The following is a 20,615-nucleotide window of genomic DNA, read 5'->3' as shown; positions in this document are numbered from 1 at the left end:
AGACAGCTCTTCCCTAGTCGCATGGTGATACCGGTTCGCCCACCGCACCCACCGAGGGGATGGGCCGACCGGGACCGGCGGAGGGATCAAGCCTGACCGCCCGGAGCCGGTCCCGGTCGGCCCATCCCCCCAAGCTCAGCCACCCCAACGATCCGGAATCTCCGCCGGCGACTCACCCTCACCAGCCCAGAAGATCGCGCCGGAAGCGTCCACCACCACGACCCGAGGCGTCCGCGCCAACCCCCAGCTGATCGCCTCAGCCGGATCGCCCCAGCTCGGCCCCTCCTCCAGCACCCCGGTCTCGGCCCCCGCGTCCTCGCCGGAGGACCGTTCCCAGTACGCCGTCCAGATCTGCTGCCCGGCGGACAGGTCGGGGTGTACGAAGACGGTGCCCCGGCCACGCCAGGCGGCCAACCGGGCGGGTACCTCCGGCACCGACTGCTCGCCGGTCACCGCCTCCAGGTCGCCCACGTCGAAGGCGTGCGGCAGCAGTTCGGACATCGGCAGCGGGCCGCTCCTGGCCTCGATCAGGCAGTCCGGTCCACCCTGTTCCCAGAGCAGCTGCCGGCACCGTCCGCACGGCATCAGCGGCTCACCGGTGGCGTCGACGCAGGACAGCGCGACGATCCGGCCTCCCCCGGTGGCGTGCAGGGAGGAGACCACCCCGCATTCGGCGCAGAGCACCACGCCGTACGCGGCGTTCTCGACGTTGCAGCCGACCACGATCCGGCCGTCGTCGACAAGCGCCGCCGCTCCCACCGGGAAGTTCGAGTACGGCACGTACGCGTGCCGCATCACCTCGGTGGCCGCGGCCCGCAGCCGCCCCCAGTCGATCTCCATGGTCTGCTCCCTGGCTCAGCCCTTGATGTACGGCTTACCGTCCGCGGCCGGTGCCCGCACCCGGCCGACCAGTCCGGCCACCGCCAGGATGGTCGCAAGGTACGGCAGCATGGCCAGGAACTGGCCGGGGATGATGCTGTTGATCGCGCCCAGGTAGGTGGCCAACTGGTCGGCGAAGCCGAAGAAGAGGGCGGCGAGCAGCGCCCCGGTCGGACTCCACCGGCCGAAGATCAGCGCAGCCAGGGCGATGAAGCCCTTGCCGCCGATCATGTTCTTGGTGAACGAGTAGAGCGCCAGGGTGTACGAGGCACCGCCGATGCCGGCGATCGCCCCGGCCAGGATCACGTTGCGGTAGCGCAGCCCGAGCACCTTCACGCCGAGGGTGTCCGCCGCCGTCGGGTGCTCACCGACCGAACGGGTCCGCAGCCCCCACCGGGTACGGAACAGCGCGATATGGATGACGAGCACCAGCAGCAGGGCGAGGTAGAGGAAGATGTTGCCCCGGAACAGCGCCGGGCCCAGCAGCGGGATGTCCGACAGCAGCGGGATCTCCCAGTTGCTGAACCGGGGGGCGCTGTTGTAGCGCTCCGAGTTGGTCTGCATCAGCCGCTCGTAGAGGAAGCCGGTGATGCCGAGCGCCAGCAGGTTCAGCACGATGCCCATGACCACCTGGTCGACCAGGTATTTGATGGAGAAGACGGCCAGCAGCAGCGAGATGAAGGAGCCGCCGATCGCGGCGGCGACCAGACCGACCCAGACGTTGCCGCTGATGCTGCCGAACAGCGCGCCGCTGAACGCCCCCATCAGCAACTGCCCCTCGATGGCCACGTTCACCACGCCGGACCGCTCGCAGAGCACCCCGGCCAGCGCGCCGAAGATCAGCGGCAGGGCCAGCAGGAAGGTGCCCCGCACGATGTTCACCAGGGGCATGAAGTTCTGCCCGGCCGGCGCGGCGGAGACCTGCCAGCACAGGAAGGAGAGCACGAAGGCGACCAGGCCCACCGCGAGCACCGGGAGGAACCAGCGCTTCGGCAGCCGGGTGAGCATCGCCGCACCGGCGGCCAGGGTGATCAGCCCGAAGACGATCGCACCGACCGTGCCGTTGACCTCCAGCGCCGCTCCGGCGGCGTCCTCGCTGAGGGTGAAGTGGGCCTGCTCGCCGGTGGCCAGGGCACCGAACAGCACCGTGGCCAGCAGGCCGAGCGCCAGCAGCACCACACCGACCTTGCGGGTACGGGTCCAGAATCCCTCGTCGACCGAGGCGACCGCGACGTCGGGAACAGCCATGGTGGACATGCCTCACCAGCCCTTCGCGAGGCTCGTCTGGAGCCGGGCGGCGCGGGCGGCCCGGAGCTGGAAGATCGCCTTCACCAGGGCGGGGGCGGCGATGAAGATGACGATCAGCGCCTGAAGCACGGTGACGAGTTCCAGCGAGATCCCGGAGTACGACTGCATCCGGTTGCCGCCGGCCTGCAGTGCGCCGAACAGCAGCGCGGCCATTGCGACGCCCCACGGTTTCACCCGGCCGAGCAGGGCGATCAGGATGCCGTCGAAGCCGATCTGGGCGATCACCAGGGGGGTCAGCGCGGCGGCCGTGGTGCCGAGCACCATCTGCGAACCGCCGAGCCCGGCGAGGATCCCGGCGAAGACCATGACCAGGACGTAAGTACGGGTGACGCTGATGCCGGCGGTCCGGGCCGCATCCGGGTTGGCCCCCACCGCTCGCAGTTCGAAGCCGAGGGTGGAGCGGTTGAGCAGCCAGGCGACCGCCCAGGTGGCCAGCACCGCCAGGAAGATGCCGGCGTGCGCCCGCAGCGGCTCGCCGAAGAGGCGGGGCAGTTGGGCGGAGGCGTCCACCGGCCGGCTGATCGCGTCGGTGCGGTTCGGGTCCTGCACCCCGTTCTGCAGGATCAGCCAGGTCAGGAAGTAGACCGCGATGTAGTTGAGCATGATCGTATTGATCACCTCGTGGGCGCCGGTTCGCGCCTTGAGGATGCCCGGGATGAAGCCCCAGATGGCGCCGCCGAGCGCGCCGGCGAGCACCGCGACCAGCAGGTGCAACCCGGGCGGCAGCGGCAGCAGGAAGCCGGCCAGGGCGGCCAGCACGACGCCCATGACGGCCTGCCCCTGGGCCCCGATGTTGAACAGGCCGCCCCGGAAGGCGAGCGCCACCGACAGGCCGGTGAAGACCAGGGGGGCGGTGTACGTGAGGGTCTCCGAGATCGGATGCAACGCGGCGGTGAGGGTGGTCGCTCCCGGATCGAAGACGGAGCCCTTGAACAGGTTCGCGTACGCCTCACTGACCAGGGTCCAACTGGAGTTGATCGCGTCCGAGGGGCGGGCCGTGATGTAGGCGTAGGTGGCCAGCACGTCCGGATCGGAGATGATCATCAGGATGGCGCCGACGACCATCGCCAGCACCAGCGACAGCACGGTCACCGTGAAGGTGTTGGCGGCCCACAGGTTCTCCAGGAACAGCCGTCCCAGGGTGGGCCGCGGCTCCGGGCTGGTCGGCGTGGTGGCGGCCTCGGCCTGCTCGGTGTTGTCGAGCGCGCTGTGGGCGGCCTGCTCCGGGCTCGCCGGCTCCTTGTCCGGGGAGCCGGGCTGAAGGTTGTCGGTCATGCCTTCTCGTCCTCGTTGCCTGGCCCCTCGGGACCGGAAGCCACCTCGTCCGTGGTCGCCGTGACGTCGCGGTCGGTGGTCGCGGTGACGCCCCCGCCGGAGACAGTGTCGGCATCGGTGGTCGCGTCCCGGCCGTCGGCGACCGGGTCGGCCCCGGGTGCTTCACCCTCGGTGCCGGGCATGATGCCGGCCATCAGCAGGCCGATCTCCTCGCGTGGGGTGTCCGGGCCGACGATGCCGATGACCCGGCCGCGATACATCACCGCGATCCGGTCGGCCAGCCCGATCACCTCGTCGAGTTCGCTGGAGACCACCAGCACGGCGGTGCCGATGTCCCGCTCGCGGATGATCCGGCTGTGGATGAACTCGATCGAGCCCACGTCCACCCCCCGGGTGGGCTGGGCGGCGATGAAGAGCTTCAGAGGCCGGGACAGTTCCCGGGCCACGATCACCTTCTGCTGGTTGCCGCCGGAGAGGGTGCCGACCGGCGCCTGGGCAGACGAGGTACGAACGTCGAACTGCTCGATTCGCTCCTTGGCCGACCTGGCGATCGCCTCCGGCTTGATCGACAGGCCCCGGCCGAACGGGGGCCGGTCGTAGATGTCCAGGACCAGGTTCTCCGCCACGGAGAACTCCTTGACCAGACCGTCCACGCTGCGGTCCTCCGGGACGTAGCCGACGCCCGCCCGCAACACCTTCTTGGTCGACCAGCCGTCGACGCGCTTCCCGTCGAGGCTCACCGTGCCGGCGAGCACCGGACGCAAGCCCATGATCGCCTCGACCAGTTCGGTCTGACCGTTGCCCTGCACTCCCGCGATGCCGAGCACCTCGCCTGCGCGTACCGTCAGGTCGACACCGTCCACCGCGCGGATCTGCCGGTCGTCGTCGACGACCAGGCCGGCGACCTCCAGGACCGGCTCACCGGCGGTGGCCGGGGCCTTGTCCACGGTTAGTCGGACGGTACGGCCGACCATCAGGGCGGCCAACTCGTCGCGGCTGGCCTGCGGGGAGGCCGTGCCCACGGTCCTGCCGCGCCGGATCACGGTGATCCGGTCGGCGATCGCCTTCACCTCGCCGAGCTTGTGGGTGATGAAGACGATCGACTTGCCGGCGGCCTTGAGCGACCGCATCACGGCGAGCAGTTCCTCGGTCTCCTGCGGGGTTAGCACCGCGGTCGGCTCGTCGAGGATGAGCAGGTCCACGTCGCGGGTCAGCGCCTTGACGATCTCCACCCGCTGCTGCACACCCACCGGCAGGTCCTCGATCACCGCGTCCGGGTCGACCCGCAGGTTGTACCGCTCGGACACCTCGGCGACCTCGCGCCGGGCCCGGCGCCGGTCCAGGAAACCGGCGATGCCACCGCGCACCTGCTCGGCACCGAGCATGACGTTCTCGGTGACGGTGAAGACCGGTACGAGCATGAAGTGCTGGTGCACCATGCCGATGCCGGCCGCGATGGCGTCGGAGGGGCCGCGCAGCTTCAACGGCTTGCCGTCGACCAGAATCTCGCCCTCGTCCGGCTGGTAGAGCCCGTAGAGCACGTTCATCAGGGTCGACTTGCCGGCACCGTTCTCGCCGAGCAGGGCGTGAATCTCTCCAGGCTCCACCGTCAGATCGATGTGGTCGTTGGCGACCAGATCACCGAACCGCTTGGTGATGCCGCGCAGTTCGAGTCTCAGCGCAACCTCCTGGAGTGCGAAGCGATGGTGCAGCGTAGCCGCTGACGACCGGGGTGTGACGCCGACCCGGACCGGGGTGCGCCACCGGCCGCCCCGGCAGCGGGGGTTACCCGCCGCCGGGGCGGCCGGATCATGCTGTGGCTCGGCTGGCCGCCCGCCTGCGGTGATCGTCCCATCGCAGGCAGGCGACCAAGGGTCACTTCGGCTGGGCGGCCGACTCGACCTTGACGGTGCCGGCGACGATGTCCGCCTTCAGCTTCTCGACCTCGGCCTTGAGCTCGGCCGGGACCTTGCTGTCGAACTCGTGGAACGGGGCGATCGAGACGCCGTTGTTGGCCAGGGTGCCGACGAAGCCCTCCTCGGCGTTGAGCTTCTCGCCACCGGCGGCCTTGAGCACGGCGTCCTTGACGGCGTCCGGCATGTTCTTCACCACGGTGGTCAGGATCGCCGCGCAGTTCTGGGTGCTCTCGCAGCCGTCGACGTCCACCCAGATGGCGGTGTACTTGCCGCCCGAGGCCTGGGCCGCGGCGGTGGTGCCGAGGCCGGCGCCACCGGCGACCGGCATGATGATGTCCGCGCCCTGGGCGACCAGCGCGTCGCTGACCTTCTTGCCGTCGTCCTGCTTCTCGAAGGTGTTGGCGAAGGAGCCGTTCTGGGTCGCCTTGTTCCAACCGAGGGCCTGGACGTTGGCGCCCTTGGCCTTGTTGTAGTGGGCGACGCCGTCGACGAAGCCGTCCATGAAGATGGTCACCGGCGGGATCTTCACGCCGCCGTAGGTGCCCACCTTGCCGCTCTCGCTCATGCCCGCGGCTACGTAGCCGGCGAGGAAGGCGGCCTGCGCGGTGTCGAACTCCATCGGGAAGACGTTGGTCACGCCCGGGTTGGCGTCGACGATGCCGAACTGCTGGTCCGGGTTCGCCTCGGCGATCTTCTTGGTGGCGTCGCCCATCAGACCGCCGACGGCCAGGATGAAGTTGCAGTCCTGGTTGACGTACTGGGTGAGGTTCGGCTCGTAGTCCGCCTCGGCCTTGGAGGCCACGTACTTGATCTCGATGTTGCTGTTCGCGGCCTTGGCGGCCTCGAGGCCCTTCCAGGCCGAGGTGTTGAACGACTTGTCGTCGATGCCGCCGACGTCGGTGACCATGCAGGCGCTGAACTTCTCGCCGCCGGAACCGGCGTTGTTCTCCTCATCCGGAGCCTCGCCACAAGCGGCGGCGCTCAGTACGAGCCCACCCGCCGCGATGACCGAGGCAATCCGCATCCCACGCACCGAGCGCAAGACGTCTCCCTTCCCATTGCACACCGCGTGGTTGCGGTGGCTGCCCTTGAACCGGCCTGCGCTGTGCTGCCGGCATCCCACGTTACGGACGCAGAGCGTACGCCCACGCCCGCCTACCCAACGACAATCGTGCAGGACTGTTGGAGCCCCGTTACCCAGGCGTAATTCTCGGGTGGGGAACATCACGGGTTCGGCGGTCTCCGTCGGAGGTCTACAACGCGCGACAGTCGCGGACCCCTGATTCGGGCAGTTGACTGGTCGGTGGGACACGGGGCGTGCGGATGAGCCGGACGGCAGTCGGCTTCCAGGGGAATCGTCCCTGGTAGAAGCGGGTATGAACCGGTCGGCGACCCCAGCGGACAACTCCGGCCCACCACCGGTCGCCCCGGCGTGGCCCCGGCGACCGCTAACGACGAATCGGAGATAATTCCCCTGCCGCCCATTGAAGGGTATGTCGCGATATCGGGGGCTGCGACACCGACTTCAGGGGGTCGACGACGATCTGCGACGCCGGGTTCGAGGCTATCGACGTACGCTTACCGGTCTGCGCGTAGCGCCAATTATCGCTGGATGTGTCCCGCCCGAATGCGGAATTCGACTATCTGCGAAGCGGGCATTCACCGCCGCTCTCACCCCGACCGGGTTCACCGGGCCGGCACAAGCGCCGCCGACCGGGCGCGAGGCCCCATCCGGCACAAAATCCCAGGCCACACCGGCAGGTACTGCCGCACGGCAAGGGACACCATCGGGCGGTCGGGGTCCGGGCCGCCCTCGGGAATGAGTGATGCGAAGTCAAATGGGATCGGTCGGCCGACCCCTGCGGGCCGGCCGACCGATTTTCGATCAGCGCCAGAAGACCGCCACTGCCGCGTTGACCAGAGTCAGTGCCACGATGGCGAGGAAATGACCACGGTTGACGTCGGCCCGCTTGCGGGAGAAGAAGACCATCACGAAGATCGCCAGAGAGATCACGAACTTGACGACGAGCTTCGCCGGATCCGGCTCGTCACCGTCGCGCAGCGGGGCCGCCAGGCCGGTGCCGCTCAGCAGCTGGATCACCGCGCCCCAGAGCATGGCCGCGTTGATCCGGAGCTTGCCGCTGATGTATTGCGCGATCGCACCACCCAGCAACAGCGCGAACCCGATGAGGTGGATGTAGAGGAGGATGAGTCGGAGTGCTTCCATCCGCCTATCCTGCCCTATCAACGACGGTTCGTAGTAGAGCCACCTGGTCAGCCCTTCGTGCCACCGGCCGTCAGGCCGGAGACCAGGTGCTTCTGGGCGAAGAAGAAGACCAGCCCGGCCGGGACGGTCACCAGGACGGCGGCGGCCGTCAGGTACTCCCACTGCGGGTTGAACTGCGGCACGAACTGCTGCAACCCGTACGCCAGGGTGAACTTGTCGTCGGTCTGGATGAAGGCCGAGGCGTACGCCACCTCACCCCAGGCGGTGAGGAAGGTGTAGAAGGCGGTGACCGCCACGGCCGGACGGGCCAGCGGCAGCACCACCCTCCAGAAGGTGGCGAAGGGCCCGCAGCCGTCCAGGGCCGCCGCCTCGTCCAGGGAGGTGGGGATGGAGTCGAAGTAGCCCTTCAACATCCAGGCGCAGAAGGGCACCGCGATGGTCAGGTACGCGATGATCAACGCCGGCATGGTGTTGATCAGGCCCAACCGGGCCAGGATCGTGTAGATCGGCACGATCAGGATGGCCACCGGGAACATCTGGGTTACCAGGAAGACCAGCATCAGCGGACGGCGGCCCGGGAAGTTGAACCGGGACACCGCGTAACCGGTGGTGGCCGACAGGAAGATGCCGATGCTCATGGTGAAGGCCGCGACGATCACCGAGTTGAGGAACCAGCGCGGGAAGTTCGTCTCGGTCAACACGTAGCTGTAGTTGGCCAGGGTGGTGTCCCGGAACAGGGTCAACTCGCTGCTCTGGATGGCGTACCCGGGCTTGAGGGAGGAGAGCAGCACCCAGGCGATCGGGCCGATCGCGATCAGCGAGGCCAGGATCAGGGTGCCGTGCAGCAGTACGGACATCGCCGGGCTCCGCCGGCTGCGACCCGGACGAACGACCTTGCCCATCACCACACCTCGCCTTGCTTGCGCAGCACCCGCCGGTAGAACACCGAGAACACCAGCAGGATCGACAGGATCAGTACCCCGTACGTCGAGGCCAGGGAGTAGTTGCGGATGCCCTCGAAGGCGGCCCGGTAGGCACCGGTCACCAGGATCTCGCTCTGTCCGGCCGGTTGTCCCTCGGTGACCAAGAAGATGATCGGGAACATGTTGAAGGTCCAGATGGTGCCGAGCAGCACCACGGTCATGCTGACCGGACGCAGCCCGGGCAGGGTGATGTTGCGGAATCGCTGCCAGGCCGAGGCCCCGTCGATCTCGGCCGCCTCGTAGAGCTCGCTGGGGATGGTCTGCATCCCGCCGAGCAGGGCGACCATCATGAAGGGCACCCCCAGCCAGACGTTGGTGACGATGGCGGTGAGCAGGGCGGTCCACCGGTCGGCGAACCAGGAGACCGGATCGATGCCGAGGGCGGTCAGCAGCGCGTTGGCCAGGCCGAAGCGCTCGTTGAAGATGAACTTCCAGGCGAAGGCGCTGACGAAGGCCGGCACCGCCCAGGGAAGCACCAGCAGCACCCGGTAGAGCGAGCGGGCCCGCATCGGGCGGTTGAGCATGGTGGCCAGGCCAAGCCCCAGACCGAAGTGGCAGGCCACACAGACGAAGGTCCAGATCAGGGTGACGCCGGTCCACTGCCAGAACTCGCCGACCTCACCGGTGAGCACCCGCACGTAGTTGTCCAGGCCGACGAACTCCCACTTGTTGGGGTTGTCGGTGCAGACCTCGCCGCCGGTGATCGACTTGGTGCAGATCTCGGCGACCTGGTTGGCCTCGGTGAGGTTGGTGAAGGAGAGCCAGATCCCGCGGAACAGCGGGTAGAAGATCAGTACCGCCAGGACGATGACGACGGGCAGCACCATCGCCCAGGCGTACCAGTGCTTCTCCCAGCTGCGGCGCAGCCGGGAGGGACGAGCGGGTCGGCCGGGCGGCGTCGTGGGCGGCGCCGGGTCGGCTGTCACGGTGGTCATCCAGCTGCGCTCCAGAGCAGAGGGTTCGGCCGGATCGGCGGCCGTGCCGGTCGCCGATCCGCTGCCGGGTGCCGAAGGGTCACCGGCGCATCACCGGTGGGCGGGGCGGGCCCGAGAGACCCCGGGCCCGCCGAGGGTGGATCAGAGTCCGTAGCCGGGTACGACCTCGGCCTTGTACTTCTTGGCGACGTTGTCCAGCGCGGCCTTGGGGTCCTTGTTCTGGATCAGGACCTCGGTGGCCATCTGGTCGAGGGGGCCGAAGAACTGGCCGGCCTCGGGGATCCAGGGGCGACCCACGGCGGCCTCGTTGACGGCCTGGAAGGCGGCCACGACGGGGTTGTTCTTGACCGCGTCCACCTGGTACGCCGAGGTGCGGGTGGGCAGCACGCCGAGCTTCTCCGACAGGAAGGCCTGCGACTCGGCGGAGGCCATGAACTTCACGAAGGCGACGGCGGCGTCGATCTTCTCCGGTGGCATGCCGGACCAGATCACGTAGTTGTGGCCACCGACCGGGCCACCGGCGCGGGCGGAGCCGGCCGGCACCGGGGCGATGCCCAGGTTCTCCAGGCCGCCGAAGTCCGGCGCCGAGGAGACGTTGTTGACCTCCCACGGCCCGTTGATGATCATGGCGACCTTCTGCTCCTTGAACAGGGTCATCATGGTGCCGTAGGCGTCGTTGGCGGAGGGCTTGGCGGCGGCCCCGCTGTCGATCAGGTCCTTGGCGATCTTCAGCCCGGCGGCGTTCTGCTCCGAGTTGATGGTGATCTTCTTGGCCTCGGCGTCGACCAGGTCGCCCCCCTCGCCGTACATGAAGGGCAGCATGAAGTAGCCGGCCGGGTTGAGGTACACGCCCTCGGCGTCGGTTGAGTCCTTGATGGTCTGCGCGGCGGACTTCAGCTCGGCCCAGGTCTTCGGCGGTGCGCTGATGCCGGCCTTGCTGAGCAGGTCCTTGTTGTACATCAGCGCGAGGCTGTCGGTGACCTGCGGGACCCCGTAGGTCTTGCCGTCGTACTTGTTGGAGGCCAGCGGGGTCGCCAGGAAGTCGTCGGCGTCGCTGAGCAGCTCCGAGCCGTCGAGGGCGTAGAGGTAGCCGAGGGAGGCGAACTCGGGCACCCAGGCCACCTCGGCCCGCAGGATGTCCGGGGCCCCGGTCTTGGCCTGGGCGGCGGTCTTGAACTTGTTCTGGGCCTCACCGAACGGGACCGACTGGTAGTTGATCTTCACGTTCGGGTAGGTCTGGTTGAACTTGGCGATCAACTCCTTGAACGCCGGGCCCTCGTTCTGCGGGTCCGAGGTGTCCCACCAGGTCAGTTCGGCGGTGAGGGCGGCGGGGTCGGCCTTGGGCTGCTCCTCGGCCGCCTTGTCCTCGCTGCCGCACGCGGCGACGGTGAGGGCGAGACTGGCGGAGGCGAGTACGGCGATCCCCCTGGCTGTGCGACGCATGTTCGCTCCTAAGTTGCCTGCCGGGTAACGGCGGGGACAGTAGCAAGAGTTTTCGTAACTCGAAACCCCTTGCGAACACGGCTGCAACAACCGTGCCCCATCCGCAACCCGACCAGCCGACAAGCCGTCGCCAGTCGGGGCATTTCAGTACGCGGATGATTGACCGATCAAGCAGTCCCGATCACCTTGGGCGAACGGAAGTTAGCTGTACGTCCCACTGGGCGACCGGAGGAGGGCGCGCGATGGCGGCCTTTTCCAGCGGCCGCTGCTCGATTATGCAAGTTCTTGCCGCCTACTGCGCAAGAAGTTGGCCGTAAGCTACAGTGCCGCCATGCGCGCTCGTTTGTCCGACATCGCTCAACAGGCCGACGTCAGCGAGGCCACGGTGTCGCGGGTGCTCAACGACCGCCCCGGCGTGGCACCCGAGACCCGGCAGGCCGTCCTCACCGCCCTGGACGTGCTCGGCTACGAACGCCCCGCCCGGCTGCGCAAGCGCAGCGCCGGGCTGGTCGGCCTGGTGGTGCCGGAGCTGGACAACCCGATCTTCCCCGCCTTCGCCCAGATCATCGAGTCGGCGCTGGCACCCACCGGCTACACCCCGGTGCTGTGCACCCAGACCCCCGGCGGGGTCCGCGAGGACGAGTACGTCGAGATGCTGCTGGATCGGCAGGTCTCCGGCATCGTCTTCGTCTCCGGCCTGCACGCCGACACCGCGGCCGACCACGACCGGTACCGGACCCTGATCGCCCGGCCACTGCCCATCGTCATGATCAACGGGTACGCACCCGGCATCGCCGCACCCTTCGTCTCGTGTGACGACCGGGAGGCCGCTGAGCTGGCGGTGGCCCATCTGGTGGCCCTGGGCCACCGGCGGATCGGCCTGATCACCGGGCCGGACCGGTTCGTGCCGGTGCAACGCAAGGTGAACGGATACAAGGCGGCGATGCAGCGCCTGGTCGGGGTCGAGGACGACGAGTTGGCCGAGCTGACCGAGCTGTCCCTGTTCGGAGTGGAGGGTGGCGAGGCGGCAGCCGGGCGACTGATCGAACGCGGCGCCACCGGCATCGTCTGCGGTTCCGACCTGATGGCCCTCGGCGCGATCCGGGCCGCCCGCCAGCGGGGCCTCTCCGTACCCGGTGACCTCTCCGTGGTCGGCTACGACGACTCACCGCTGATGGCCTTCACCGACCCACCGCTGACCACCATGCGCCAGCCGGTCGCCGCGATGGCGGTGGCTGCGGTCCGGGCGCTGGTGGACGAGATCAACGGGCACGGCGCCCCGCACTCGGAGTACCTTTTCCGGCCCGAACTGGTGGTCCGCGGCTCGACCGCGGTGGCCCGGGCGGACACCACCCCCGCCCAGGGTGACCCCCCGCGTCCGACCCCGCCGGCGTTGCCGGTCCCGGCCTGACACCCAGCGCCTACCACTGACCCTCGGTCATTTCTTGCGCAAGGTCTGCTTGACTCTTGCAGAGCCGGCCCGGCATTCTGCTCAGACACCCGCGCGTCCCACCGTTGCCACGCCGGGTGCCGCCGTCCCGCGCCACAGAACGGGGAACACCCGATGACCGTCAGCAATCCCTCGCCGCTGACCTCCGATGCCGGCTGGTGGCGATCCGCCGTCGTCTACCAGGTCTACGTCCGCAGCTTCGCCGACGCCAACGGGGATGGCATCGGTGATCTCCAGGGCATCCGGCAACGCCTGCCGTACCTGCGTGAGCTGGGCGTGGACGCCCTCTGGTTGACCCCCTTCTACACCTCCCCGATGGTCGACGGCGGATACGACGTCGCCGACTACCGGGACGTCGACCCGATGTTCGGCACCCTCGGCGACTTCGAGGCGATGATCACCGACGCGCACGCCCTGGGCCTGCGGATCATCGTCGACATCGTGCCCAACCACACCTCCGACCAGCACCCCTGGTTCCAGGCGGCGTTGGCGGCCGGCCCCGGCTCACCGGAACGCGAGCGGTACCTCTTCGCCGACGGCAAGGGTGAGCACGGCGAGCAGCCCCCGAACGACTGGGAGAGCATCTTCGGCGGCCCGGCCTGGACCCGGGTGCCGGACGGCCAGTGGTACCTGCACCTGTTCGACCCGGCCCAGCCCGACCTGAACTGGCGCCATCCCCAGGTACGCGCCGAGTTCGAGGAGGTCCTGCGGTTCTGGCTGGACCGTGGGGTGGACGGGTTCCGCATCGACGTGGCCCACGGCATGATCAAGGCCGAGGGGCTGCCGGACGTCGGCTTCAACTCGATGACCACCGGCCGGCGGCAGTCCGAACTGCTCGGCAAGGGTCGGCTGCCCTACTTCGACCAGGACGAGGTGCACGACATCTACCGCGCCTGGCGGCCCATCCTGGACAGCTACCCCGGGGGCCGGATGGCGGTGGCCGAGGCCTGGGCCGAGACCCCCCAGCGGCTGGCCCGCTACATCGGGCCGGACGAGCTGCACCAGGCCTTCAGCTTCGACTTCCTCGACGCCACCTGGTCGGCCGACTCCTTCCGCAAGGTCATCGACACCGCCCTGGCCGAGTCGACAATCGTCGGCGCCCCCACCACCTGGGTGCTGTCCAACCACGACCGGCAGCGGCACGTCACCCGCTACGGCGACGGCGAGGTAGGGCTGCGTCGGGCCCGCGCGGCCGCGCTGCTGATGCTCGCCCTGCCCGGCTGCGCCTACCTCTACCAGGGCGAGGAGCTGGGTTTGCCGGAGGTGCTCGACCTGCCGGACGAGCTGCGCCAGGACCCGGCCTTCCTACGCACCGGCGAGAGTCGGGACGGCTGCCGGGTGCCGATGCCGTGGAGCGGCGAACTGGCCCCGTACGGCTTCGGACCGGCCGGTAGCGAACTGAGCTGGCTGCCAGCCCCGGCTACCTGGGGTGCGTTGTCGGTGGCCGCCCAGACCGGGGTGCCCGGCTCGACCCTGGAGCTGTACCGGGCGGCGCTGCGGATCCGCCGTACCCATCCCGCCCTGGCCGGCACCGGCGGCATCACCTGGCAGGAGGCCGACCCCGGGGTGCTCGCCTTCACCCGGTCCGCTGGCGACACCGTGCTGACCTGCGTGGTCAACCTCGGGGACGCCCCGGTACGGATCGAGGGGTACGGCACCCCCCTGGTGGCCAGCGCGACGGTCACCGAGCAGGACGGCGGGCACCTGCTGGACATCGACACGGCTGTCTGGTTCGAGCGCCGCTGATCGGGTAGTCCGTCAGCAACCTGGTCGTCCGGCGTGCTGCGCGCCGCCGGACGGCTGGGGCTGACGGCCCTCGGGTGCTCAGCCGCTGGTCAGCCGGGCGGCGATGCGGGCGAACCCGGCGCGCAGCTCGGCTGCGTCCGGGGTCGGCAGGGGGCCGGTGTCCCGATCCTCCTCCTCCGCCAGGTCCTCCTCGTCGATGGTGTCCTCGTAGTCGCCGTAGAGGTCGGCCCGCTCCGTCTGGACCTCCTCGTCCTGGGCGGCCAGTTGGGCGGTGGCTATCTCGCCCCGGATCTGTTCCACGGAGACCGCAGGTATCAGCGGCTCGACCACCGCCATCAGCGCCCCGTCGGCGACCACCGCCTCGGCCAGGGCCATGGCGTGTTCCCGCTCGTACGGGCCGCAGACCACCGGTTCCCACTCGTCGTCGTCACCGAGCGGACCGAAGGTGATGATCCACGGCAGGTCGCGCATCGGCGAGTCCCCCGGCAGGTCCAGCGTCACGAGTACCCCCACGGGGTCATCATCGTCGCTGCCCGGCCCGCACGCGGCAGCTTCGGCACATCGACAACGACCTCAGCCGGTCCCGCCCGGGAGGCCCGGATCGGTGTCCGAGTCGAATTCCACCCGTCGGCCACCCCGGGCCAGGTCCACCACCCGGCCGCGCCGGCTGGTCGCGGCCAACGCCGCCCCGAAGAGCACCAACTGGTTGAGCAGATACAGGTAGACCAGCAGACCCACCGCGGTGGCCACCACGGTGTACGCCGGATTGTGCTCGACCCGCCCCACCCAGAACCGACCGACCGTGTTGAGCAGGGTGATGCCGACCGCGACCACCAGCACCACCGGCCGCAGCCGCGCCCGGCTCATCTGCACCCTGGGCACCACGATCAGCAGCAGGGTGGCCAACACCGCGTTGATCAGCACGCTGAGCACCGCACTGATCGTGGTCAACCCGACCGACCCGGTGCTGCGCAGCAGGAAGCGCAGCAGGGACTCCAGGGCGTCCACCGCCGCCACCGAGGCACCCAGCAGCACGAAGACCACCAGCAGCACCCCCAGGTCGACGAACCGGCGGACCACCAGGTTGCCCGGATGCTGGTTGAGACCGTGGATCAGCCGCTGCGAGGACCGGATCGCCTCCACCCACCCGATCCCGGTCAGGATCAGGATCAGCAGACCCACCACCCCGACCGTGCCACTGCTCTCGGCCACCTGGGCCGGGTCGAGGAAGGGCAGATTCTCCCGCAGGAAATCCTCCGCCGCCGCGCGTACCTCGTCGTTGTCGTCGAGAAGCGCGCCGAAGGCCGCGTACGCCACCAGGGCCAGCGCGAAGACCGCGAAGAAGCCGTAGTACGCGATCGCGGCGGCCAGCCGACCACCCTGAAGATCGGTGTAGCGCACCCCGGCCCGCCACAGGTGCCCGAAGGCCGGCCAGCGCTGCCGGGCGGCGCTGAGTCGGCGGTCGATGCCCGCCTCGACCCGACCCAGGAGGTTCACCTCGTCATCCTCGCCGTTCGCCGGCCGCCGCGCTCGCCGCTTGGCGACCGAAGGTTCAACCGCCCAGCCGGAAGTCCCTACGGGGCTGGAACCGCGCCTCGCCGCTGTGCGAGAACAGGGTGAAGTGCTCCACCTCGAACATCGCCGAGAAGTCCGCCAGGTCCTCGTACGCCTTGTCCAGGGCCTCCGGTGCGACATCCTGCGCCACGGTCACATGAGGGTGGTACGGGAAGCGGAGTTCCCGTTGCAGCTCAGGAGCGGCGTTGATCGCCGCGGCCAGCAACTCGCACTCGCTGATCCCGGCGGCGACCGCCACGAAGACCACCTGGGTCACCGGCCGGAAGGTGCCGGTACCCCGCAGGTGCAGGGTGAAGGGCAGGTGGGCCGCGGCCACCCCAGCGAGGTGCCGCTCCACCGCGGGCAGCGCGGACACCGGGATCTCGGTCGGCCCCAGCAGGGTGACATGGGCCGGAACGGTGTTCGGGTCACCGGCCGCCAACCGACGCCGGGTCAGCGTGCCGCCCCACGGCTCGGGGATGTCTACCGCGATGCCGATCTGGACGGTCTCGCCGGCCTCCGGCGCCCCGCTGCCGTGATCCACGTTCCGCGCCACTCCTTCGGCCACCGACCTGTCCGGATCACCCGCGCTGTCGCGGACGACTACTCGCCGCGTACCGGCGGGAAGAAACCCACCCGCTCGTACGCCTTGAGCAGGGTCGGCGTCGCCAACCGCCGGGCCTTCTCCGCACCCACGGCGAGCAGCTTGTCCAACTGTGCCGGGTCGTCGAGGTAGGAGCGGGTGCGCTCCTGGATGGGGGTGACGAACTCCCGGACCACCTCGGCGAGATCCTTCTTCAGATCGCCGTAGCCCTTGCCGTCGTACGCCGCCACCAGGTCGTCGATGCTCCGCCCGCTCAGCGCCGAGAAGATGGTCAGCAGGTTGGAGATGCCCGGCTTGGTCTCCTCGTCGAAGACGATCTCCCGACCGGTGTCCGTGACCGCCGAACGGATCTTCTTGGCCGAGCGGGCCGGATCGTCCAGCAGGTCGATGATGCCGGCCGGCGAGGAGGAGGACTTCGACATCTTCGCCGTGGGGTCCTGCAGGTCGGTGATCTTCGCGGTGGCCTTCACGATGTGCGGGGCGGGCACCGTGAAGGTCGACCCGAAGTGGGTGTTGAACCGCTGCGCCAGATCCCGGGACAGCTCCAGGTGCTGACGCTGGTCCTCGCCCACCGGCACCGCGTTGGCCTGGTAGAGCAGGATGTCGGCGGCCTGCAGGATCGGGTAGGTGAACAGGCCCACGCTGGCCCGCTCGTTGCCCTGCTTCTGCGACTTGTCCTTGAACTGGGTCATCCGGCTGGCCTCGCCGAACCCGGTCAGGCACCCCAGCACCCAGGCCAGCTGCGCGTGCTCGGGCACCTGCGACTGCACGAACAGGGTGCACCGCTGCGGGTCCAACCCGACCGCCAGCAGCTGGGCGGCGGCCACCCGGATGCGCTGGTGCAGCACCTTGGGATCGTGGCCCGCCGTGATGGCGTGCAGGTCGACCACGCAGTAGACCGCCTCGTGCGACTCCTGCAACGCCACCCAGTGCCGCACCGCGCCCAGATAGTTGCCGAGGTGGAACGAGTCGGCCGTCGGCTGGATGCCGGAGAAGACGCGCGGGCGGGCGGGTACGTCGGACATGCCGGCAATTCTGTCAGCATCGCCCGGCGTACGTCATGACGGGCTGGCGGGTCCGGTCCGGTCGGCGGGGCGGTCCACCGATCTGCGCTGTTCGGGCAGGCGGCCGACGGTGACCGCGAGCCGGGCCACCCGGCGCCCCTCCAGGCTCAACACCCGCAGCAGCCACCCCCCACCCGCCCCGGCCGGATCGGGCACCGGAACCTCGTCACCGGGCCTGGGCAGCCGGCCCAGGGCGGCCATCACGAACCCGCCCACCGTCTCGTACGGCCCGACCGGCAGCACCACCGAAGTGCGTTCGGCGAAGTCGGCCAGATTCAGCCGACCCTCCACCACCGCCGGCAGACCGGCAAGCGTCGGCTCCGGCAGCTCGGCGGACTCGTCGTGGATCTCACCGACCAGTTCCTCGATCAGGTCCTCGCAGGTGACGATGCCGGCCGTACCGCCGTACTCGTCGATGACCACCGCCAGGTGGTGCCCCTCCCGCCGCATCTCGGTCAACGCGGCCAGCACCCGCTTGCTGGCCGGCAGCCGCTTCACCTCCCGGACCAACTCGCCGACCTTCGTGCTCGGCACCCGGTCCGGATGCCACAGCACGTCGCGCAGATGCACGAAGCCGACCACGTCGTCGTGGGTGCCGTCGACCACCGGGTACCGGGTGTGCGTTCCGGCCCGGACCAGGGGTTCGGCCTCGGCGAGGGTCAACGCCGCCGACAGGAACACCACCTCCGTACGGGGCATCATCACCTCCCGGACCAGACTCGCCCCGGCCACCAGCACCTCGTCGATGATGCGTCGGCCCACCGGGTCCAGCACGGTGTTCGCGGCGACCAGATCGCGCAGCTCCGCCTCGCTGATCCGCTCCCGGCCGGCGGTCGGACCCGTACCGAGCAGGGCGGTGACCAGCCGGAGCCCACCGTCGACCGCCCGGACCACCACCCGGGCGACCCCCCGGGCCAGCCGTCCTGGCTCGCGGCGGGGCTGGGTTGGCCGCCACCGCCGGGATCCGCGCCGACGCGCTGCCCGCATGACAGTGATGGTAGTCAGCGCGGCGGCCGTAGGCTGTCCATACGCGGCCACACTCAACGGGCCAGGCAGGAGGACCGAGGTGAAACTGCTAGTCACCGGCGGTGCCGGCTTCATCGGCAGCGTGGTTACCCGGATGCTGCTCGACGCCGGTCACCAGGTCGTCGTCCTGGACGACCTGCGCACCGGCCACCGGGAGGCCCTGGCCCCGGAGGCCACCCATGTCGAGGCGGACATCCACGACGCGGCGCGGGTACTCACCCCGCAGGCCGGGTTCGACGGCGTGTTGCACTTCGCCGCACTGATCGCCGCCGGTGAGTCGATGGTCGCCCCGGAGCGGTACTGGCACAACAACACCGTCGGCTCCCTGGCCCTGCTGGACGCGGTCCGGGCGGCCGGGGTGCCCCGGCTGGTCTTCTCCTCCACCGCCGCCGTCTACGGCAACCCGATCGAGCTGCCCATCGTCGAGACGGCCGTCAAGGCCCCCACCAACACGTACGGGGCGACCAAGCTGGCCGTCGACATGGCCCTGACCTCCGAGGCGATCGGGCACGGCCTGGCTGCGGTCTCGCTGCGCTACTTCAATGTCGCCGGCGCCTACCTGGACGGTGATGTCGCCCTGGGTGAACGGCACGACCCGGAGACCCACCTCATCCCGATCGCCCTGGAGGTGGCCGCCGACCGGCGGGAGAAGCTGCAACTGTTCGGCGACGACTACCCCACCATCGACGGCACCTGCGTACGCGACTACATCCACGTCGCCGACCTGGCCCGGGCCCACCTGCTGGCCCTGGACGCGGCCCTGCCGGGGCAGCACCGCATCTACAACCTCGGTAACGGCAGCGGTTTCTCCAACCGGCAGGTGGTCGAGGTGGTCCGCGAGGTAACCGGCCATCCGGTGCCGGTCGAGATGGCGCCCCGCCGCGAGGGCGACCCGGCCGAGCTGGTCGCCTCCGCCGAGCTGGCCCGCGCCGATCTGGGCTGGCAGCCGCAGAAGCCGACCCTGCACGACATGGTCAGCGACGCCTGGGCCTTCTACCGCACCCACCGACTGGCCCAACCGTGATCGACTCCGGCCGAAAGGTCGCCGACCGCGCCACCGCCGGCTTCCACCAGGTGTACGCCGAGCCGCCCGCCGGCCGCTGGGCGGCTCCCGGCCGGGTCAACCTGATCGGCGAGCACACCGACTACAACGACGGCTTCGTGCTGCCCTTCGCGCTCCCCCTGCGTACCGTCGTCGCCGCCGCGCCCCAGCCGGGTGAGACCTGGAGGGTCTGGTCGGAGCTGACCGGCGAGACGGTCGACTTCGGTGCCGCGCAGGTCACCGGTGCCGGCCGGATCACCGGCTGGGCCGGCTACGTGGCCGCCATGGTCTGGTCGCTGCGCGAAGCGGGCCACCGGGTGCCCGGCGCCCGCCTGGCGATCGCCTCCGACGTACCACTGGGCGCCGGCCTGTCTTCCTCCGCCGCCCTGGAGGCCGCCGTGCTGGCCGCCCTGGTCGACCTCGGCGGCCTGGACCTGCCCCCCGAGGCCCAACCCCGCCTCGCCCAACGGGGCGAGAACCACTACGTCGGGGCCCCCACCGGCATCATGGACCAGTCTGCGGCGATCCGCTGCCGCGCCGGGCACGCCCTGTTCCTGGACTGCCGCACCGAGCAGGTGGAACACATCCCCTTCGATCTGGACGCCGCCGGGCTGGCCATCCTGGTGATCGACAGCAACGCCCCGCACCGCCACGTCGACGGCGAGTACGCCGCCCGCCGCGACAGCTGCGAGAAGGCCGCCGCCCTGCTCGGGGTACCCGCGCTGCGAGAGGTGTCGACCGAGGGCCTCGACGCGGCCCTGGCCCGGCTACCCGACGACGAGACCCGCCGCCGGGTACGGCATGTGGTCACCGAGAACCAGCGGGTGTGCGACACCGTGGACCTGCTACGAGCCGGACGGATCCGGCAGATCGGTCCCCTGCTGACCGCCTCGCACACCTCCATGCGTGACGACTTCGCCATCACCGTGCCCCAGGTGGACACCGCCGTCGAGGCGGCACTCGCCGCCGGGGCGCTGGGCGCCCGGATGACCGGCGGCGGCTTCGGTGGCTGCGTCCTGGCCCTGGTCGAGGCCGACCAGTCCGCCCCGGTCGCCCAGGCCGTCACCACCGCGTACGCCCAACGTGGCTTCACCGTCCCCACCCACACCACCGTCACCCCCACCGCCGGCGCCACCCGCCTCGACTGACCCGCCCACCCGCGC

The 20,615-nt window shown here is 69.8% G+C and carries 18 protein-coding genes; 4 read left to right on the top strand and 14 right to left on the bottom strand.

The window, feature by feature from the left end; translation table 11 throughout:
- Positions 1 to 135: 135 nt before the first annotated feature.
- The 9 genes from ABZ795_RS18605 to ABZ795_RS18565 all read right to left on the bottom strand — a co-directional run bounded on the left by ABZ795_RS18605 (position 136) and on the right by ABZ795_RS18565 (position 10,966).
- A complete protein-coding gene (locus ABZ795_RS18605; protein WP_357531244.1) occupies positions 136 to 840 on the bottom strand; it encodes a cytidine deaminase in 705 nt (234 codons plus the stop codon).
- 15 nt (positions 841 to 855) lie between these two features.
- Entirely contained in the window at positions 856 to 2,136 is a 1,281-nt protein-coding gene (locus ABZ795_RS18600) for an ABC transporter permease (protein ID WP_357531243.1), read from the bottom strand.
- Positions 2,137 to 2,139: 3 nt separating this feature from the next.
- Complete coding sequence (locus ABZ795_RS18595) at positions 2,140 to 3,462, bottom strand: ABC transporter permease (RefSeq protein ID WP_327022802.1); 1,323 nt, start codon at positions 3,460 to 3,462, stop codon at positions 2,140 to 2,142.
- Positions 3,459 to 5,081, bottom strand: a complete 1,623-nt coding sequence (locus ABZ795_RS18590) for an ABC transporter ATP-binding protein (protein WP_357531254.1) — start codon at positions 5,079 to 5,081, stop codon at positions 3,459 to 3,461. Before ABZ795_RS18590 ends, ABZ795_RS18595 begins: the two co-directional genes overlap by 4 nt.
- Positions 5,082 to 5,337: 256 nt before the next feature.
- Positions 5,338 to 6,402, bottom strand: coding sequence for a BMP family ABC transporter substrate-binding protein (locus tag ABZ795_RS18585; RefSeq protein WP_327022803.1), 1,065 nt, complete (start codon positions 6,400 to 6,402; stop codon positions 5,338 to 5,340).
- 861 nt (positions 6,403 to 7,263) lie between these two features.
- A complete protein-coding gene (locus ABZ795_RS18580; RefSeq protein ID WP_357531242.1) occupies positions 7,264 to 7,605 on the bottom strand; it encodes a hypothetical protein in 342 nt (113 codons plus the stop codon).
- Positions 7,606 to 7,652: 47 nt separating this feature from the next.
- The gene (locus tag ABZ795_RS18575; RefSeq protein WP_357531241.1) at positions 7,653 to 8,507 is read right to left on the bottom strand and encodes a sugar ABC transporter permease; all 855 of its coding nucleotides are present in this window, start codon (positions 8,505 to 8,507) and stop codon (positions 7,653 to 7,655) included.
- Positions 8,507 to 9,523 (bottom strand): sugar ABC transporter permease, encoded by a 1,017-nt coding sequence (locus tag ABZ795_RS18570; RefSeq protein ID WP_357531240.1) that lies wholly within the window; start codon positions 9,521 to 9,523, stop codon positions 8,507 to 8,509. The genes ABZ795_RS18575 and ABZ795_RS18570 overlap by 1 nt, the downstream gene beginning before the upstream one ends.
- Positions 9,524 to 9,664: 141 nt before the next feature.
- On the bottom strand, positions 9,665 to 10,966 hold the full coding sequence (locus ABZ795_RS18565; RefSeq protein WP_327022807.1) for an extracellular solute-binding protein: 1,302 nt from the start codon (positions 10,964 to 10,966) through the stop codon (positions 9,665 to 9,667).
- A gap of 331 nt (positions 10,967 to 11,297) precedes the next feature.
- On the opposite strand from ABZ795_RS18565, the gene ABZ795_RS18560 reads away from it, so the two are divergent.
- On the top strand, positions 11,298 to 12,377 hold the full coding sequence (locus ABZ795_RS18560) for a LacI family DNA-binding transcriptional regulator (RefSeq protein ID WP_357531239.1): 1,080 nt from the start codon (positions 11,298 to 11,300) through the stop codon (positions 12,375 to 12,377).
- A 153-nt stretch (positions 12,378 to 12,530) separates the two neighbouring features.
- Complete coding sequence (locus tag ABZ795_RS18555; protein ID WP_357531238.1) at positions 12,531 to 14,162, top strand: glycoside hydrolase family 13 protein; 1,632 nt, start codon at positions 12,531 to 12,533, stop codon at positions 14,160 to 14,162.
- Between the two features lie 78 nt (positions 14,163 to 14,240).
- Here the strand turns inward: ABZ795_RS18555 and ABZ795_RS18550 are convergent, their stop codons facing one another.
- From ABZ795_RS18550 to ABZ795_RS18530, 5 genes are read right to left on the bottom strand one after another with little or no spacing between them, the layout of a single operon-like run.
- Positions 14,241 to 14,675, bottom strand: coding sequence for a hypothetical protein (locus ABZ795_RS18550; RefSeq protein ID WP_357531237.1), 435 nt, complete (start codon positions 14,673 to 14,675; stop codon positions 14,241 to 14,243).
- Between the two features lie 60 nt (positions 14,676 to 14,735).
- On the bottom strand, positions 14,736 to 15,659 hold the full coding sequence (locus ABZ795_RS18545) for a YhjD/YihY/BrkB family envelope integrity protein (protein WP_357531236.1): 924 nt from the start codon (positions 15,657 to 15,659) through the stop codon (positions 14,736 to 14,738).
- A 55-nt stretch (positions 15,660 to 15,714) separates the two neighbouring features.
- Positions 15,715 to 16,284, bottom strand: a complete 570-nt coding sequence (locus ABZ795_RS18540; RefSeq protein ID WP_327022812.1) for a 2'-5' RNA ligase family protein — start codon at positions 16,282 to 16,284, stop codon at positions 15,715 to 15,717.
- Between the two features lie 35 nt (positions 16,285 to 16,319).
- Positions 16,320 to 17,345, bottom strand: coding sequence for a tryptophan--tRNA ligase (gene trpS / locus ABZ795_RS18535; protein WP_327022813.1), 1,026 nt, complete (start codon positions 17,343 to 17,345; stop codon positions 16,320 to 16,322).
- A gap of 33 nt (positions 17,346 to 17,378) precedes the next feature.
- Complete coding sequence (locus ABZ795_RS18530) at positions 17,379 to 18,371, bottom strand: CBS domain-containing protein (protein ID WP_357531235.1); 993 nt, start codon at positions 18,369 to 18,371, stop codon at positions 17,379 to 17,381.
- Between the two features lie 79 nt (positions 18,372 to 18,450).
- Here ABZ795_RS18530 and galE point away from each other — a divergent pair, with 79 nt between their 5' ends.
- Positions 18,451 to 19,434: a UDP-glucose 4-epimerase GalE gene (gene galE, locus ABZ795_RS18525; protein WP_357531234.1), complete on the top strand. Its 984-nt coding sequence runs from the start codon at positions 18,451 to 18,453 to the stop codon at positions 19,432 to 19,434.
- The gene (gene galK, locus ABZ795_RS18520; protein WP_357531233.1) at positions 19,431 to 20,600 is read left to right on the top strand and encodes a galactokinase; all 1,170 of its coding nucleotides are present in this window, start codon (positions 19,431 to 19,433) and stop codon (positions 20,598 to 20,600) included. Before galE ends, galK begins: the two co-directional genes overlap by 4 nt.
- Positions 20,601 to 20,615 lie beyond the last annotated feature (15 nt).

This window comes from Micromonospora sp. NPDC047134, from assembly GCF_040643455.1.
Taxonomy (GTDB): Bacteria; Actinomycetota; Actinomycetes; order Mycobacteriales; family Micromonosporaceae; genus Micromonospora.
The sequence above is the reverse complement of the archived record's forward strand: the minus strand, read 5'-3'. Positions and strand labels throughout refer to the sequence as shown.